14 protein-coding genes and 1 tRNA gene are annotated in these 18,996 nt (G+C 29.1%); 6 read left to right on the plus strand and 9 right to left on the minus strand.

Annotated features, from left to right (window positions below):
* The first annotated feature begins 3 nt into the window (after positions 1–3).
* The 3 genes from DS884_RS08260 (at position 4) to DS884_RS08270 (ending at position 3,107) form a co-directional block, all read left to right on the plus strand.
* The gene (locus DS884_RS08260) at positions 4–963 is read left to right on the plus strand and encodes a hypothetical protein (RefSeq protein ID WP_113786435.1); all 960 of its coding nucleotides are present in this window, start codon (positions 4–6) and stop codon (positions 961–963) included.
* Between the two features lie 62 nt (positions 964–1,025).
* Positions 1,026–2,231 carry a GNAT family N-acetyltransferase gene (locus tag DS884_RS08265; RefSeq protein ID WP_233487129.1) on the plus strand — a complete coding sequence of 402 codons (1,206 nt, stop codon included), beginning with the start codon at positions 1,026–1,028 and terminating at the stop codon, positions 2,229–2,231.
* Between the two features lie 9 nt (positions 2,232–2,240).
* Entirely contained in the window at positions 2,241–3,107 is an 867-nt protein-coding gene (locus tag DS884_RS08270; protein ID WP_093869339.1) for an acyl-CoA thioesterase, read from the plus strand.
* Between the two features lie 21 nt (positions 3,108–3,128).
* On the opposite strand, the gene DS884_RS08275 is transcribed toward DS884_RS08270, so the two are convergent.
* The 8 genes from DS884_RS08275 to DS884_RS08310 form a co-directional block, all read right to left on the minus strand.
* Complete coding sequence (locus DS884_RS08275) at positions 3,129–3,782, minus strand: lysoplasmalogenase family protein (RefSeq protein ID WP_093869338.1); 654 nt, start codon at positions 3,780–3,782, stop codon at positions 3,129–3,131.
* A 151-nt stretch (positions 3,783–3,933) separates the two neighbouring features.
* Positions 3,934–5,943: a DUF3857 domain-containing protein gene (locus DS884_RS08280; protein ID WP_113786436.1), complete on the minus strand. Its 2,010-nt coding sequence runs from the start codon at positions 5,941–5,943 to the stop codon at positions 3,934–3,936.
* Positions 5,944–5,952: 9 nt separating this feature from the next.
* Complete coding sequence (locus tag DS884_RS08285; RefSeq protein WP_113786437.1) at positions 5,953–7,863, minus strand: DUF3857 domain-containing protein; 1,911 nt, start codon at positions 7,861–7,863, stop codon at positions 5,953–5,955.
* An 82-nt stretch (positions 7,864–7,945) separates the two neighbouring features.
* Positions 7,946–9,046, minus strand: a complete 1,101-nt coding sequence (locus DS884_RS08290; protein WP_113786537.1) for a DUF4407 domain-containing protein — start codon at positions 9,044–9,046, stop codon at positions 7,946–7,948.
* Positions 9,047–9,129: 83 nt separating this feature from the next.
* Positions 9,130–11,367, minus strand: a complete 2,238-nt coding sequence (locus DS884_RS08295; RefSeq protein WP_113786438.1) for a M56 family metallopeptidase — start codon at positions 11,365–11,367, stop codon at positions 9,130–9,132.
* On the minus strand, positions 11,364–11,735 hold the full coding sequence (locus DS884_RS08300; RefSeq protein WP_176974349.1) for a BlaI/MecI/CopY family transcriptional regulator: 372 nt from the start codon (positions 11,733–11,735) through the stop codon (positions 11,364–11,366). Before DS884_RS08300 ends, DS884_RS08295 begins: the two co-directional genes overlap by 4 nt.
* 115 nt (positions 11,736–11,850) lie before the next feature.
* Positions 11,851–14,178, minus strand: coding sequence for a S9 family peptidase (locus DS884_RS08305; protein WP_113786439.1), 2,328 nt, complete (start codon positions 14,176–14,178; stop codon positions 11,851–11,853).
* An 8-nt stretch (positions 14,179–14,186) separates the two neighbouring features.
* Complete coding sequence (locus DS884_RS08310; protein WP_113786440.1) at positions 14,187–15,575, minus strand: dipeptidase; 1,389 nt, start codon at positions 15,573–15,575, stop codon at positions 14,187–14,189.
* A gap of 480 nt (positions 15,576–16,055) precedes the next feature.
* Here DS884_RS08310 and DS884_RS08315 point away from each other — a divergent pair.
* Positions 16,056–16,137, plus strand: a tRNA-Leu gene (locus DS884_RS08315).
* A gap of 36 nt (positions 16,138–16,173) precedes the next feature.
* Here DS884_RS08315 and DS884_RS08320 read toward each other — a convergent pair.
* Positions 16,174–17,001: a universal stress protein gene (locus tag DS884_RS08320; protein WP_093869330.1), complete on the minus strand. Its 828-nt coding sequence runs from the start codon at positions 16,999–17,001 to the stop codon at positions 16,174–16,176.
* A 160-nt stretch (positions 17,002–17,161) separates the two neighbouring features.
* Here DS884_RS08320 and rimP point away from each other — a divergent pair, with 160 nt between their 5' ends.
* On the plus strand, positions 17,162–17,623 hold the full coding sequence (gene rimP / locus DS884_RS08325; RefSeq protein WP_093869329.1) for a ribosome assembly cofactor RimP: 462 nt from the start codon (positions 17,162–17,164) through the stop codon (positions 17,621–17,623).
* 13 nt (positions 17,624–17,636) lie between these two features.
* Positions 17,637–18,893, plus strand: coding sequence for a transcription termination factor NusA (nusA, locus tag DS884_RS08330; protein ID WP_113786441.1), 1,257 nt, complete (start codon positions 17,637–17,639; stop codon positions 18,891–18,893).
* Positions 18,894–18,996 lie beyond the last annotated feature (103 nt).

Here is an 18,996-nt window from a genome sequence, read left to right on the forward strand (position 1 = left end):
TCTATGAAAAAGTTGTCTTATAAAAGCTCTTGGCTGTTTTTATTAATACCTTTAGGTATTGTTTTTTTTGTACTTGTACCTGAGTTTGAAGGTAAATATAAAAAGTATGCAGAAAAACAATTAACACTTCAAAAAGATATTTATAAGTTAGACTCTTTAAGGCAGTTGCAACATCCTACTTCTAAAGATAAACATCTGCTAAAAAAGCTAGAAATTACGGTTCCAATACACACAAAAGTATATGGGAAAGAAAAGTTTCTCTATTTTAAAACTGGTGGAATGTTACTTGTTTTAGCATTTATGGGTATTGGGATGGTTACAACAAGTTATATTTCTAATAGAAATAAAACTTCCTCTAAAAACAAGCAAGTAAACTTTACTTTTGATGATTATACAAATGATGTTATAGGCGAGCAAATTTCATGGGAAGCTGTAGAAAGTTCTGGTAGTAATTTTGCAAGTGAAACATTTAAGAAAACTCCAAAAGGGTATAAAATAACGTCTAGTTCATTTACAAAGATATTTGCATGGAGTTTTTTATTAATAGGTTTAAATTATGTAGTTTTTTCTTTTTATGAATATTATCAGTTTAATACTAGTCCACTTACCTTTATGAAGGGTGGTAAGCTCTTTTTTATTTCTGGAGGGCCATTTTTATTGATAGGCTGTTTTTTAGCATTACTTTTTTCACCTAAAGTGCATATTCATACGCGTAAAAGAAAAATTATTGTAGGTGGCGAAATTCTGTCTTTCCAGCAAGTGTATGCCTTGCAAGTGCTGCAGAAATTCACAGAAGGCAGCAGTTCTTCAGGAAGTTACTTTTCTTATGAGTTAAATTTAGTAACGAATAAAGGAGATAGGTTTAATTTGTTAAATCATGGGGATAAACAATACTTATTGAGTGATATGATTAAAATAAGTAAATTGTTAAATGTTCCTGTTTGGAATGCAGGAGTTGTATAATACATTAAAGATGGTATATATGCTAAACTTTTAGTATTTTACACTCAAATTATAAAATATTAGTGAACATTTTATCTTGTAATAATAATGCCCCTAATGCTCGTTATTTTTCATCAATAAATAAAATTCCTGATGAAATTTATAAAGAGCTACAGTGCTTAGATAACCTATATTTTAATCCCAAATATTTAGAAGCTTTAGAGAAAAGCAATACACAAATTCAGTTTTTTTATATTGTTTTATTGGATGATGATAAAAAAGCAATAGGGTTTTCTACCATACAAATTATAGATTTTTATTTAGATAGTGTTCAAAATGAAATGCAGTCAATTGTTGAGTGGGTAAAATGTATGGGTAGAAAATTAAAAGTTTTATCTTCTGAAAAACTATTTAAAATACTTACTTGTGGAAATACATTTGTAACTGGAGAGCATGGTATTTTTATTCACCCAAATCAAAATAAAAAGGATGTTTTACAACAGTTTGTGAAAGCATTATTACATTTTGTAAACCAAAACACATCATTAAAAAATGATATTGACGCTTTTATGATAAAAGATTTCATTAAAGAGTCACTTGTTATTACTGATGATTTACATAATGAAGGCTATTATTCTTTTAAAGTAGAACCCAATATGGTATTGGAACTAGATAAAGATTGGGTGCTTTTTGAAGACTATTTAGCTTCAATGAGAACAAAGTTTAGGGTTAAGGCGAAGAAAGCATTAAAGCAAAGTAATGCTTTAAAAGTGAAAGATATTTCTGAAAGTAATATAGATAGCTTACTACCTGAGATGACGAAATTATATAAAAAAGTGTCAAGTAGTGCTAGTTTTAATTTGGGAGATTTTAATTTAAATACATATAAAGTTCTCAAAGAAAATTTAGGAGATAATTACATTTTAAAAGGATATTGGTTAGAAAATAAATTAGTTGGATTTTTATCAGGAATTGTTAATCAAAATTCATTAGATGCTCATTTTGTGGGTATAGATTATAGTTTGAATAGACAATATGCTGTTTATCAAAGAATGTTGTATGATTATGTTTCTATGGCAATTACTAAAAAACTAACTACTTTAAACTTTGGTAGAACTGCAAGTGAAATTAAAAGTTCAGTAGGTGCCGTTCCTCAAGAAATGACAATTTATTTGCGTCATAAAAAAACAATACCTAATAAAATATTAAGTTTGTTTTTAAATAAAATAAAACCAACAGAATTTAAACAAAAGTACCCGTTCAAAGATAAAACGTTGATAGAAAAGTAGAATAAAAAGATGAAAGATACTCAGGAGTTATTAAATATATTAATATTAGAAGATGTAGGAGAAGGAAACTTTAATGGAATAAGTAAAGATATTGGAAGTCCTAATGTTTTTGGAGGGCAAGTATTAGCTCAGGCATTAAATGCAGCTTATAGAACTACTCCTAAAGAACGTATTTTACATTCGTTACATTCTTATTTTTTGGAAGCGGGAAATTTAGAAGTTCCAATTACCTATAATGTACAAACAATTCGTGATGGAGGAAGTTTTTCTACTAGGCGTGTGACAGCTCATCAAAATGATAAAACTATTTTTATATTGGCCTGTTCTTTTCATAAGGTAGAAGAAGGTCATGAGCATCAAATGCCAATTAAAAAAGACATAAAACAACCAGAAGAATTGTTAAGTTGGAATGATATGTTAGATCAGTTTGGAGCGTTCTTGCCTAAGAAAATGAAATCTTTTTTAAGTATTGAACGTCCTATAGACTTTAAGCCTGTACAAATTGTAAATCCGTTAGATCAAAAAGATTTACCTCCTATTGTTGATGTTTGGTTTAAGCTAAAAGGAGAGGTCGAAGATTTAGAATTAGCAGTAAAGCAACAAATTTTAACCTATATCTCAGATTATAATATTTTAACAGCTTGTTTGTATCCAAATGCGAGTAAAGCTCATTTTGGAAATACACAAATGGCTAGTTTAGATCATTCAATGTGGTTTTATCGTGATTTTGATTTTAGCGATTGGATGCTGTTTTCTGTTGAAAGCCCAAATTCTTTTGGAGCTCGTGGTTTTGCCTGTGGTAATATTTACACAAGAGATGGTGTTTTGGTTGCTTCTGTGGCTCAAGAAGGGTTAATGAGGCCTATGAGAAAATAAAGGATTGTTTATTAATATTGGCTATTTTTTTAATTTATTAACAATCATAGATTCACAAATAAGGTAACGAGCTATGTAATAAATTATCGTATAAATTAGTACATAAGCCATGTTATAATCTAAAAACTTATTAAAAGCCATTAATATATCTCCTGTAATTATTAAGAACAACCCAAAAAGAAAGAGTTTGTTTTGGGTATTCATTTTATTTAAGTAGTTAAGAAAAGCGAATAATATCATAATAGCTGATGTTATTCCTAGTGATATAAATATGTATGAAATTTCTTGTAAATAAGGTTTTAAAACAACATAAATAACTACAAAAACAAGTAAGCAAACCGTAAAGTAAAAAACAAGTGTTTTTAGGTTAGTTCTAAATAGAGCCCTTCTTGATATAATGATATATAAAACTCTATTTGCTATTAAAAGTCCAGTGCCAAGCATTAATAAATCACTGTCAAATATTAAAGAAGCATCTGAAGCTATTGAACAAAGAAGCACTAATACATACCAATAGTTTATTTCTCTAGAAGTGCTTAAGTATAAAAAAGATAAGAAAATCAAAGAAAGTAGTTTTAAAACTAATTCTATCATAGCATCATTATCAATAAAAAATAGGGATAATAGCGAAGCTATGAAATAAAGTATTGAATATTTGTTAGTTATAGATTTCATAAGAAATGTAAATATAGAATTTTTATAATATGAAATGTTAAAATATTCTATTTGTGTTCTATAAGAAGCTTTAAATCAAATGAAATTACACAAAAAATCTTCGAAAGCTATAGCTTTCGAAGATTAATGCAAACATTGTTTTTACTATATTTTATTTTTTTATGAGAACAATTTTTTCGTTTTGTTTCGAAACAAGTTGCTTATAAAAATCTTTTAAAATTGAATAGTATTGTGGAGAGATTATATTTGAATTAATCTGCAAAACTGACATTACTTTAATCTTGTTGCCTTTATGCATTACTTGAAATTTGAAAACACCTAAGTTTTCAGGTAAACCTATAGCTAAAGGTTCTGGAATAGATTGCATAATATATCCTTCAGGAATATTTATAGATACTGTATGTTTGTCTTGCCAAGGCAATCCAAAATCAACTGGGAAATTACGTTCATTTGATTTAAATGGGTTTTCTTTTTGGGTTAAGAAAAATAATGGAGTAATGTATATTTTTTCATTTATACCTTCTACAAAATCATCTCCTTCAAATTTAAAAGATTGAACAATATTTTTTGAAAGAGCAGTTTTATTAAGACTCTTAAAATCTTCAATTTCAATAGTGTGTTTGTCTTCAAGGGCTGTAATTACATCTTCTTCTTTCTTAATGTTGTTTTTATCTCGATACAACATCGCAACATGATCTGTGTAAACAGTTCTTAACATTCCATTAATAGAGAAATCGTCATTTATTTTTATATGCAACGTATTTGTTTCTTTTGCATGCTTTTTTGGAATTAAACTAACCCAGTTTGAGGTTCCGTTTTTATGTATTTCCCTTCCATTCCAATTTAGGCATCTTATAGGTAATGTGTTTGGGGTTGAGTATTTTTCAGAAGCGTCTAGTAGTATATATGATTGATCAGGGAAATTTATTTTGCTAATTACATAGTTAAAGCCCTTAAAAGTAGGAAATAAAGGAGTTCCGTTAAACCTAGTACTTACTAAAACTGGGTTTGCATCAAAACCAATTGATCGTAGCATTCCAGTTAGCATTAAATTAATTTCAGCAACATTTCCTGTACCGTCTTTATATGCTTTTTTAACGCCTTTTTCTGTATACTTTCCGTAATAATCATTCCATTTTACCTTGTTTTTAACGTGGTTGAAAATTAAAGTTATTTTATCAGTGTCGTTTTTAGCATCTTTTAAAATCATAGTTAAGTCATCTCTGAAATATCGATCTTTTTCTATTTGATCACCAAAACTTGTTGATTTGTAAATTCTTTTTGATACATCTTCCCAACTTGTAGAGAAATTTTTATAACGAGAGTTTGGAAACCTTGTTCCAGACAATTCAAATTCCATACCTCCACGGTAATTTTCAATATTATTTACATAGGGTTCATTATCTTTTATTGCAGGAATGTCAGTTTTAGTAAATGTGTAAATGCTAGATCTATAATCTACTCTATTCGTTGAAAAATTTGAACTAGTGGTACCTGTACTTCTAACCTCTCTTTTGTTTGTAAGTCTAATAGATTTAGAAGCAAATGTTTCTTTAAAAGGAATAGCATAATATCCTTTGTTTCTTTTATTGTAAATATAGTACTCAGGAATTTCTACCTTACAATATAATTGTTTAACAGGTATGTTATATTGGAAGTTTAATGTTTTAATAGAACGTGAAGGTGAAATTATTTTGTACTTAAGATCAATAATAGAACCTTCCTTTATCTTTGGGAATGTTATTTTTTTTTGACTTCTATATTTACTTAACTTTTCATCAAAGATGTTTTTTCTTGAGACCTTTTGTTTTACTATTTTACCATCTTCAATATTAAATGTGTATGCTTTTAGATTGGTTACTTTTTCTTGATCTCCAGAATCAGGTTTGTAATAATTTATTTTTTTAACAGCATATTTAAAACCTTCTTTAGTGTAAACTTTAATTCTGTCATGAATTTCAGTCACAATAATAAATCCATTATTAGAATCGTATTCAAAAAAGGTTCTTCTTTTTTTATATAAATATGCAGCTTCAGCTGTTGAATCAATAGGGTGTGTTTTCTCTGTTAATTCTTCTTTTGATACTTTACCAAATTTTATTTCTTGAGAGTTTATAACGATACTTAGAAATAAAAAAGGGATAATGATTAACTTTTTCATAATTAGTTTTTACTGTTTGATTAGTTCAATTCTTAGGTTGTCGTATTTAGCAATTGATTTTATAAATTTTCTATAAGGTTTATAGTCTTCTTTTGGGTAAACACCTTCTTGTAAAGAAAACTCTCTTTTGTAAATAATAGACCTATCATTTATTTTTTCAATAGTTACTTTATAGATCCCAAATTTAGTTTTGATTTCTTTTTTATTAGGTAGGGTACTTATGTTATAACCAGTTGGTAATTTTATGGTGTATTCATCTTTATCTATAAAACTACGATGAATTTTTAAAGGTCTTTTCCTTTTTCTATAACGCTTAGGAATATGTGTTGTTCTGTTTAATAAATTTACTCTAAATAAATAATTAGTATTATTAACAGTAGCAAACTCATTTATAGATAACTCTATTTTTTCAGTAAACTCTAGGTCATCTTTATTATTGGTTATTGATGTTTTATTAAGTTCTAAGTTATTGTTATAATCCCATACATAAGATTTGTAGTGTTTATCTAGTTCTTTAGGAGTGTAATTTTCAATATGAAACTTATTGTCATACTGAATACCGTATGATTTTCTTGATAAAGAAGCATTCAGTGATCCATCTACTTTTAGGTCAATATTAGCATCAATTAGTTGTAGGCTTTTTTCTTTAAAACTAGGAGTTCTTTTAATAATTCCACCGTCAGGGGTAACAACTAGTACATCTCTATCATCTGTAAAGTCACCTAAAAAACCAAAAGGATTTGTTTGGCTTGTACATTCTAACCAGATATCATTTCCATTATTAGGGATGTTTAAAATCATGTGATTTCCTTGCATCGATGTGAAATCTTTATCTATATCTCTTTTGCCTTGAGCAAACACAATTACATGATGTGATTTAATTCCAATTGCATCTAAAAGAGCTTTTGTATAGTTGGTTAATCCTTTGCAATCTCCATAACCAACAGCATCAACTTTGTTAGCAGCAATTGGTTCCCATCCACCTATGTCAACTTGTACACTGATATACCGAGTCTTATTTTGAACAAACTCATAAATTTTTTTTATTTTTTCTTCTTGTGTTTCTATTCCTTTAACTAAATCATTAGCTTTTGCTTTAGTTGAAGGAGATAACTCATTTCTGTTACGAAGTAGGCTATTGTACATCCATTTACCAAATTCATTCCAATCTTTTGCTGCTCCTTTAACACCTTTTAAAGCAAATAAATTTAAAGCAATTGATAAGTTAGGGGTAAATTCGTTAAAACGTATGGTATTACTTTCGTATTTAATTGCTGGTTGATTTGTTAACTTATAAATCAAACCTGAGTTAATTGTAGATTGTTCAATTAAATACCCTTCAAAATTTAGTTCCCTTTTTCTATACTCAATGTTTAAAGGGTTAATTAATGTATAGGTGCTTTTTTCAACAGATACATTATAGCCTTCCATAGGGAACCATTTTGGAATAAAAGCAGTATTATTGTTCTTGTATTCAGATTCAAAAACAACTGTATATGGGTATGAGGTCGGAGTATGTTCAAGGTATACTAACCTAGCATCAGAATATAATGTTCCACCATCAACAGCACTTACATCTTCAAAATCACTTTTAGTATATTTCTTTGTTTTTTTACCAAAAACATCAAAAATAGTAGCAGTTAATTTGGTGATTCGAGTGTCATTATCGTAATGTTGATATGCTTTAATGTGTTTTTTTCCTAACTCATTAAAAACAGTAACTATTCTTTTTTCTTTTACAATGAGTTTATCAACGTTTTTAATTTCAATTGTTTTTTCACTTAGCCTCACAATAGCATTAGCATTCTCCTTCAACTCTTTAGAAATTAGAAGAGAAGAGAAATCTGTTAATTCTTGTGAAAAAGTACTTAGTGAAAAAAAAAGTGCAACTATAGCAAATGTGCGACTTAAATTTTTCATGCAATTTTTAAATTTAAATAGACTGCAAATCTATAAAAAAATGGCTTATAAAAATATAAGTATTAGATATTAGTGAGTAAATTTATAATATTTTTTGTTGATTTTTATAAAAAGTGTCTGCTTGAAGCTTTAATAAGTCACGAGCTATTTTTTGTTTGTATTTATATAATTCTTCTTCGTCTTTTATATCTGAATACACCTTGTCGTTTAAATCTGTGTCAGTTTTTAGAAGAATATTTCTTTGATGTGTTTGTTGTTGTATCCATGTTTTAACAATAGATTCTTGGTTTTCAAACTTGTAATCATATTCTCCTTTAGAACTAATTAACTTTGAGAAAATTGGAGAGGTTTCTATAGCTAAAAATAATAGAAAAATAAAAAATGAAGGAAGCCAAGGTAATTTATTCAGTGCATTTATTCTTGCCATTAAACCGTCAACATTATTAATTATGGGTTGAGTTGATGTTTCAATGTTCTTTTGTTGGTTTAAAAGAGTGTTTATTGCTTCTTCTTTTTGAGTTATTTTTTTTGAGTTTTCTTCTTTAAGTAAGCCTAAATCAGCAAGTGCTTTATCGTGTTTCTCTCTTTTTTCTTTATATACAGGGCCTTTACCTACACGTTTAGTACCTTTTCGTCCTTCTGCTTCAGCTATATAAGTATTATATAGGTTGTTTACTTCATTCTCTTTAGTATTAATTTCTTCTTTTAATTTATTAATTTCTGATTGAGTTTTTTCTATTTCAGGAGTAAATTGTTGAGCTATTTGTTGTTTATTGTTAAGTGTCATTTGATTTTTTTCTTCTAATATCACTTGGTTGATTTCCTTTTCAAAAATTTTTAATTCTAAGGGTTTTGAGATAACAATAGCAATAATCATAGCTAAAATTAAGCGAGGTAAGGCTTGTAAAAATTCAGAACTAAACTTTTCTTTTTTTCTGATGGTCGAAACAATAAACCTGTCTAGGTTAAAAATTAACAATCCCCATACACAACCAAAAAAGATAGCGGTAAATATATTATCAAAAACAGTGAAAAGTGCATAGCTAGAAGCTATGGTTGCCATAAGTGCTGTAAAAAAAACTGTTGCACCAATGCCTACATATTTATTTTGTTCTCCATTAGAACAATTATCTATTAAATGTAAGTCTACACCAGAGCAAATGAGGAAAAATTGCTTTAACATATTAGTAAAACGATTTTTTTTATAAAATGTTACAAAAAAAAGCCTCATTTATGAGGCTTTTAACAGAAAAAATAAATTATTTTTTATTTACTGGTAATGTATATTGAGTTTGAACCATCTTTATTTTTCTTTACATATATTGTTTTGACATTTTCTTGGTTAATTTTATCAAATTTATTTTTGGTTATGACTTTACCATCCAAATAATAGGTGGCCTTTACATCTTTGTTTTTAGATAGCTTAATTATTTGCTCATTAGTTAATGAACTGATTTTATCAATTGTAATTGGCTCTTGTGAAATTTTAATCACGTGTTTTCCATCAATCTTTCTAGCATCAATGTTTAATGATTGATTTTTCTTCAGTAATTTAATAGCCTTTCTATAGTTAATTTTTTTATTATTATAAAAGTAACTTACATTTTTTCCTTTATGTTTTTTTATAAATTCTAAAGGAGACATTGGTGGTGGAGGTGGTGGAATGTTTGATAAATTAGTGTTTTGAAATTCAACAACAACTTTATCATCTTTATAAACCTTGCTAATATTTTGTCCTTTTATGACGTTATTAGATTTTGTTCTCTCACCATTAATTATTTTCCCATCTTTATTGACTCTTTGCCCCCATCGATTGTAATAGTTTGTTTTGGTTTTGTATTTAACAAAATAGTAAGTTTTTCCTTTAATGTTAATCCATCCAGTTTTTGGTTTTTCTTCGTTTTTTTGTGCTACTCTTTCAATGTTAGAAATCTCTTCTATGATTTCGATTTCTCCTGGAGCAGAATGAATATTAGGAGTTTCTTCAATTACTTCTATTAAAGCGTTATTGCTAGATTCGTGAACTGTTTCAATTTCTCTAATTGTTTCAATTTCATTATCTTCTTCAATTATAACATTTTCAGCCATTGTTTTTTTAGGTGGAGGAGGTGGAATAACCGATTTTTCACCTTTTTTAATAACTTTACTAGTTGGAGGAGGTGGTGGTAACATATTTTTACCTTTCTTCCATTTGTTAAACCTAGCTATTTTCTTTTTTTGTAAATAATCAAAATATTCACGTGTGTTTAAAGTAGCTTGGTACTTTTGAGGGAATCGTTTGCTTCTTGTATTTTTGTGAACTAAGCTTACAAAGAAGTTTGAAAAGTCAGAGTTTTTGTAATTATTGAGAACTTTATTGTTTACAACCTTTCCATCAATCCAAAGTGCATATTTTTTTGAATTCTTTAAGTCTTCAATCAGTTTTTTTGAAGGAACTTTTTTTCTAGCCGCCATTGGAGGAGGAGGTGGTGGTAAAAATTTTTGTTTTTCTTCACGTGTTAATTCTGAAAACTTTTTTGTTATTTTCTTTCCATTTTCGTTGGTGTAGGTAAGTTTAGCATTCTGATAGGTGAAATCTCGATATTGTTCGCCATCATTTTTTGTAATAGTTACAGTCGAATTTTTTTTAGGATCATTTTCTTGTGCTTCAATTCTTTCTGCAAAGAGAAGAACGAATCCTGTTATTAGCGGAATTACCGCCAGTTTTTTTAACAAGATTTTTGTGTACGAACTTTTTGTTGTCATCATTTTTAATCTTTTTTTTGTAAGTGAGTAATTCAAATTACTGGCCAAGTAATATTCGTTTCTCCATGCAGCTTTATTTAGTAATAAATGCTGGTATTGGAATGTGTTTTTATGTTGATTAATAACCTTTTCATCAGCTAAAAATTCATGGTTTAATTGTATTGCTTTTTTTAAGAAAATAAATAATGGGTTTACCCAAAATAAAATTTGTAGTAGTTCAATTATAATAACATCAAGTGTGTGTCTTTGTGTTACATGTGTTAGTTCATGAGTAAATAGTTCTTCTTCAATTTTACCATTTAAATATTCTTTTTTGTTGATGAATATATAGTTCCAAAAAGTATGAGGAAGAATTTCATCATTTACTAAAACTAATATTGCTTTTTGATATTTTATTTTATTATTAGAGCTTATTTTTTGAGTAATCTTGTATAAGTTTATACAAAACCTAAACAGAAATAGAGTTGATATAATGAGGTATACTACAACAAGTAATTGAGTATAGCTAAAGCTGTTTTCAACTAATATTGGTGTATTATTTTGTGCTATTGTTAATTGATGAAAATTCTGTGTAGCTTCTATAATTTTTGCTGTGTTAGCTACAGTTATCGTTGTTAGTGGAACAAGAAAAGAAAATAAGATACTTCCTAACAGGTAAAAACGATTGAAATTATGCATTTTCTCTCTTTCTAATATAATATGATAAAAGAGAAGTGATAAAGCTAAACAGCTTGTAGATTTTAGTAAATAGCTTATCATTTTTTCTGCTCTTTAATTTGGTTGTCTATCAGTTTTTTTAAATTTTCTAATTCAGAAACAGAAAGATTTGTTTCGGAAGTAAAAAATGAAGCAAATTGACTTGCAGAGTTGTTAAAAAAGTTTTTGATTAGCCCATTTACATGTTTCGAGAAATAATCTGATTTTTTAACTAAAGGAAAATATTCTCTCGATTTCCCATGTAATTTGTAATTAACAAAACCTTTATCATACATTCTTTTCAATAGTGTTGCAACTGTTGTATTGGCTGGTTTAGGTTCTGGAAATTCAGCTAATATATCTTTCATAAAAGCTTTTTCTAACTTCCATAAATATTGCATTACTTGTTCTTCGGTTTTTGATAATTGCATAATCTTTTAATTATAATTAACTCTACAAATGTAGAGGTATTTTTTTGACTCTACAAGTGTAGAAGTGTTTTTTTTGTGTTTTAAACTAAAAAAACGCTCATAACGAGCGTTTTTTTTAGAAGTTAGATAGATCAAATTCTTTTGGAGGGATTTCTTTTCGTAAATGAGTTACAAAATAATCCCACCTTTTTCGAGTCATATACTTCGTCATATTTCCGTAACCATGTCTTTTGTTTGGAAATATAATCATATCAAAGTCTTTATTAGCCTTAATTAAGGCTTCAACAACTAACATTGTGTTTGAAGGAGAAACATTATTATCCATGCTTCCATGAGTTATTAATAGTTTACCTTTTAAATTATGAGCAATTAATTGATTTGCTTGGCTGTCATAATTTGTAGTTCCATCTCCCTTTTCTTCTATTTTTCCTTTCTTTAAAAGGCCTTGCCATTTTTCACCCCAATCAGCTTCATAATTCCTATTGTCATGGTTTCCAGCACCTGAAACTGCTACATCATAAAAATCAGGATAAGCAAATACAGCACGAGTTGAGGCAAATCCACCTCCAGAATGACCCCAAATACCTACGCGCTCAATATCCATACCTTTATATTTTTTAGCTAACTGTTTAATAGCTGCAATATTATCTGGTAAACCATTATCTCCCATGTTTCCGTAATAGGCATCATGAAAAGATTTAGATCTCATTGGTGTTCCCATTGCATCAACAGCAACCACTACGAAACCTAATTCTGCTACTGCTTGAAAATCTCTCCAAACAGGCCTGAATTTATAATTACCAATACTTCCAGATTGAGGTCCAGGATATATGTAGTTTAATACAGGGTATTTTTTATGTTCATCATAATGGCTTGGTGTGCACATGATTCCGTAAATATCAGTTTTCCCGTCACGAGCTTTTACTGAAAATTCAATAGGCTCTTGCCAATTTTTTTCTTTTAAAGCAGTAATGTCTGCAGTTTCTAATTCTAATATACTTTCTCCTTTATTATTTCTTAAAACAGAAACAGGCGGAGATGTGGTTGTTGAATATGTGTCTACTAAATATGAGTAATCACTTGAGAAGGTAGCTGAATGAGTTCCTTTACTAGGAGTTAAGTTTTTTAGGTTTGATCCATCAAAATTAATACTATAATAATAATTGTGATACGGGTTTCCTGTTTCTTTTCCTCCAGCAGTAAAATAAACCTTCTTATTAATTTCATCTACCTTTTTTACTTGTTTTACAATCCAGTTTCCTGAAGTGATTTGACTTTTTAATTGTTTTGTAGATAAATCATATAAGTAAATATGTCCCCAGTTTGTTTTTTCAGAGTACCATATAAACTCGTTTGAATCAAATAAAACTTTCCAGTTTTCAACATTTACACCAGATTCATAATAGGTGTCAACTTCTTCTTTATAAATAGATTTTACTTCACCAGTATTCGTGTCAGCAATTTGTAAATGAGCTATTTTATGGTCTCTAGAGCCTGAAACAAAAGCAAATTGAGATCCATCCTTTTTCCACTGCGCATCTAGTAGTTCATTGTTCCGGTCAGCTATGTGATCGGTAGTAGTCCCTCTTTGATAATCCTTATCCATTTTTAGACGAACAGTTTTAGGTTTTGTTCCTAGATGAATAATTACACGTTCAATTGTAAAAATGGTTTTGTCTCCAGGTAATGGGTGTTTCCAAGCTTCAAGTTTAGGATGTCCAACATTAGTTGAGGTTAAGTACATCATTCCTACTTCACGTGAGTCTTGTTGAAAAGTAGCAATTTTATCAGAATTAGGAGACCATTTTAAAACAGCTCCATTGTTTTTAGTCCAACCAGCATTGTTTGTTGCGTATCCATAGTTTTTTTTACCATCAAATGTAAGTTGTGTTTTTTTGTTAGTAATTAAATCTCTTACCCAAAGGTTATGATTATCTATGTAAGCCGCTAATTTTCTATTTGGAGAAACATGTTCGTTTCTAGTAACTTCTGCATTTTGTGAAGTAACTTTAGAAATAGAATAGTTTTCTAAATTGCAAGAATATCTTTGTTTATTTATAATAAATTGAACAGTTTTTAAATCATCAGATAGAGAGACTTTAGAAATAGGCAAGTTGTTTTGTTCTATTTCTCGACCAAGTTCTTTTGCTAAACTTTTAGCAAGTTTAATATGATTAAAAGCTTCTTTTTTAGTTTTAGTAGTTATGTCAACTAAAATAAATTTTTTACCATTTTTAGTTTTAGTAGCGTATACTAAATAGTCTTGATTAACAAAAGTGCTTCCAAAAACTTGATTATAAACTAAATTAGACAAACCTCTATTCATAAGTTTAGAGGCTTGTTTATATTCTTCAGCGGTTCGTTGTTTTGGTTTTTGGTTTTTTGAACAACTAATAAACAGTATTATTATGGCCAAAGCTATTTTACTTGAATATGCTTGCATGGTTTATCTTATTTTGATAATTCAGTAAAATATTTGTAAAAAAATGGTATAGTTTCAATACCTTTTAAATAATTCCATACACCAAAATGTTCGTTTGGTGAATGAATAGCATCGCTATCTAACCCAAATCCCATTAAAATAGTTTTACTTTTCAGTTCTTCCTCAAACAAAGCTACAATAGGTATACTTCCTCCACTTCGTTGAGGTATTGGAGTAACACCAAATGTTTCTTGATATGCTTTGCTTGCTGCTTGGTATCCAATATTATCAATAGGTGTAACATATCCTTGTCCACCATGATGAGGTGTAACTTTTACTTGAACTCCTTTAGGAGCAATGCTTTCGAAATGTTTTTTAAATAATTCAGTAATTTCTCTCCATTCTTGGTTTGGTACCAGTCGCATTGATATCTTAGCATAAGCTTTACTTGCGATCACTGTTTTAGCACCTTCTCCAGTATATCCTCCCCAAATACCATTTACATCTAAAGTTGGACGAATAGAGTTTCGTTCGTTAGTAGTGTATCCTTTTTCACCGTAAATAGCATCGATTTCTAGAGATTTTTTATAATTTTCTAAAGAAAACGGAGCCTTTGCCATTTCATCACGTTCTTCTCTAGAAAGGTTTTCTACCTTATCATAAAAACCTGGAATGGTTATATGATTGTTTTCATCATGTAAAGAAGCAATCATTTTTGTTAATACATTAATAGGATTTGCAACAGCTCCACCATACAAACCAGAATGTAAATCTCTGTTTGGTCCAGTTACTTCAACTTCTACATAGCTCAATCCTCTAAGTCCCGTTGTTATAGAAGGAATAGAGTTAGCTATCATACCAGTATCAGAAATTAAAATAACATCATTAGCTAATTTTTCTTTGTTTCTAGGTACAAACCAGGCTAAACTTTCTGAGCCAACTTCTTCTTCACCTTCTATCATGAATTTTACATTACAAGGTAAATTACCAGTGTTAGTCATGTATTCTAATGCTTTTACGTGCATATACATTTGACCTTTATCGTCACAAGCACCCCGAGCAAAAATAGCTCCTTCTGGATGAGTCTCTGTTTTTTTAATAATTGGTTCAAATGGTGGAGAATCCCATAAATCAATTGGGTCAGCTGGTTGCACATCGTAGTGTCCATATACTAAAACTGTAGGTAATTTTGGGTCAATGATCTTTTCACCATAAACAATTGGATACCCAGGAGTTTCACAAATTTCTATTTTATCACACCCAGCTTTTACTAGCTGTAGTTTTACCATGTCAGCTGTATTTAATACATCTTGATTGTATGCTGGATCAGCGCTAACTGATGGTATTTTTAATAAATCAATAAGTTCATTTAAAAAACGCTCTTTGTGTTGAGCTATATATTCTTGAATAGTTTGCATTGAAAAATAATTAAGTACGCTAAGTTAACTATTTTTCGTAAAATTTATTTTTTTTAACACAAACTAAGAGTGTTGTTAAGTATTATTGATTGTTTGTTAATTAACCTTAATAAGAATATGTTTTTTTATAATGGGTAAATTATGTTTTTTAATTGTTTAGATTCATCTATGAAATAACGGTTTCTGTTTAAAATCAAACAGTTGTTTATTTTTAATAATAATTAATAATTTATTAACTTAAAAATTGGTAAAAAATGTTGATTTTTGCCGCTCATTTGTGTTCTATTTAGAATTTTTAGAAGGGTTTTAACATAGGATGATTAATTGTGAGCTCTCTTCGGAGAGCTCTTAATCTATATAGTAATATTTTTTCATAAATTTTAAATGATAAATTTAGTTAATTAAAAAAATGAAAAAATAAAAATTTGAGCTTGTATATTGAATACTTTGTGTATATTTGCAGGCACAAATTAAAAATAAGCGGGCGTGGTGGAATTGGTAGACACGCTAGACTTAGGATCTAGTGCCGCGAGGTGTGAGAGTTCGAGTCTCTCCGCCCGTACAAAAAGCGTAACATTTAAGTTGCGCTTTTGTTTTTTTATACTTTAAAAGTTAAGACAGGTTTTAATACATTCTTAGATAGGTTTAAAGAAACACTACCGTTAAAAAACCTGGAAAGTCCACTTCTTCCGTGAGTTGCTAAAGAGATTAAATCTACGTCCTTTTCGTCTGAAAAATTTAAAATTCCTTCTTCAACAGAATTGTCGTTGTATATGTGAATTGAATAATTGTCGAGATTGTATTTTTCTATGAATGTTTCAACTTTTTTCTTAGAGCTAGAAGTGTTTTCGAACTTTTGAGGAGTGTTTATTTTAAGTAAGTGTATTTTGGCTTTAAAATTAGTGGAGAAATCAAGGAACCCTTCAAAAGCTCTAGCTTCATCTTTCTCAAAAGTTGATGCGAAAACTAATTTTTTAAATTTAAAATTATCACTTTCCTTTTTGGTTATTAAAACAGGTATATCAAGGCTTCTAACTGTTTTTTCCGTGTTAGATCCAATCAAAATCTCTTCTAAAGCAGTGTGTCCCTTTGAACCCATGATAACTAAATCGGCATCTATTTTTTTTGAATAATCTCTAATCCCTTCATAAGGATTTTGAAATCTTATAGCGTGGTGAACATTTGGTATTTTTGAAAAGAAAGCACTTTTTAGATTCATTAATTTGTCTTTAACTTTTCTAATATAAAGCATGCTTTCAGGAATACTGAAATTATTACCAGCTCCCATGTCAACTATACCTGAGGGGAGTTCGACCATGTGAAGTAAGTGAACTTCGCTATTAGATTTTTTTGCTATTTTAGAAGCAAGTACACATGCGTATTCTGAGTGTTTAGAGAAATCAATGGGTATTAATATTTTTTTCATAATTTTCTTGGGGATTTAAGAGAAACAAATACTCTTTAAATATACCAATTTTTTTAGATAAAAGCTACTTGTGTATTAACTAATAAGTTAGTATATTTGCAGGGAATTTAAAAGAGTTAAGTGATGTAGGGGACGTTTGTCCCCTCTTTTTATACCTAGAATGAATAAAGAGAGAGTTAAAGAATTATTACAGGAAGCATTAAGTGAGAATGAATCGCTATTTTTAATAGAGTTAGAGTTTCTTGCTAATAGTAAAATAAAAGTAATAGTTGATGGAGATGAAGGAGTGCCGTTGAGTGAATGTGTTCGTATTAGTAGAAATATTGAGCATAACCTTGATAGAGAAGAAGAAGATTTTTCTTTAGAAGTAACAACACCAGATATAGCACACCCTTTATTGGTTAAAAGACAGTATAAGAAAAATATTAATAGAATATTAAAAGTAAAAACTGAAACCGAAGAGTTTGAAGGTACATTAACAAATGTAACAGATGAAGAGATAACGTTACATTGGAAAGTTAGAGAGCCAAAACCTATAGGTAAAGGTAAGCATACAGTAGAAAAGGTAAAAACTCTACTTTATGAAGATATTAAAAGTGCAAAAGTGAAGATTATATTTTAATTAAGATAATGAGATGGAAAATATTGCGTTAATTGAGTCGTTTTCAGAATTTAAAGATAATAAAAGTATTGACAGAGTAACACTAATGTCTATTTTAGAAGAAGTTTTTAGAGCTGCTTTAAAACGTAGATTTGGGTCTGATGAAAACTTTGATATTATTATAAACCCTGATAAAGGTGATTTAGAAATTTGGAGAAACAGAGTTGTTGTTGCAGATGAAATGTCGGAAGATGATAATGAAGAGATTGAATTAACTGAAGCAAGAAAAATAGAACCTGATTTTGAGATAGGAGAAGATGTATCTGAAGAAGTTAAATTAGTTGACCTAGGAAGAAGAGCTATTTTAGCTTTACGTCAAAATTTAATATCTAAAATCCATGAGCATGATAGTACTAATATCTTTAAACAATTTAAAGAGTTAGAAGGAGATATTTATAGTGCTGAAGTGCACCATATTCGTCATAATGCGGTAATTTTGCTTGATGATGAAGGTAATGAAATTGTATTACCTAAAAGTGAACAAATACGTTCTGATTTTTTTAGAAAAGGAGATACTGTTAGAGGAGTAATTAAAACGGTTGAATTAAGAGGAAATAAACCAGTAATTATTTTGTCAAGAACTGCACCTCAATTCTTAGTTAAATTATTCGAACAAGAAATACCTGAGGTTTTTGATGGTTTAATTACTATTGAAAGAGTTGCAAGAATACCTGGTGATAAGGCAAAAATCGCTGTAGATTCTTACGATGATCGTATTGATCCTGTAGGAGCTTGTGTTGGTGTTAAAGGATCACGTATTCACGGTATTGTTCGTGAATTAGGTAATGAAAATATTGACGTTATTAATTATACTAAAAATGAGCAATTATTCATTTCTAGAGCGCTAAGTCCTGCGAAAGTTCTTTCTGTTACTATAGAAGCTTATGAAGAAGAAAAAGGAGGTAAAAAAGGTCGAGTAAATGTATTATTAAAACCAGAGGAAGTGTCAAAAGCAATTGGACGATCTGGTGTAAATATTCGTTTAGCTAGTGAATTAACTGGTTATGAAATAGATGTTCAAAGAGAAGGTATTGAAGAAGAAGATGTTGAGTTAACAGAGTTCTCTGATGAAATAGAAGCATGGGTAATAGCTGAATTCAAGAAAATTGGTTTAGATACTGCTAAGAGTGTTCTTGAGAAAGATGTTTCAATGTTAGTTCAAAGAACAGACCTTGAAGAAGAAACAATTTTAGATGTTCAACGAGTTTTAAGAGAAGAATTCGAAGAGTAAAATATTATAAGGATGTTAGTTACCTTACTTTTAAGTTTAAAACTAGCAAAATTAAGAAAGAGAGCGTAACTATTGCAATATTATAAAGTGTGTTCTTTAATAA

The organism is Tenacibaculum sp. E3R01, from assembly GCF_003318185.1.
GTDB lineage: Bacteria > Bacteroidota > Bacteroidia > Flavobacteriales > Flavobacteriaceae > Polaribacter > Polaribacter halocynthiae.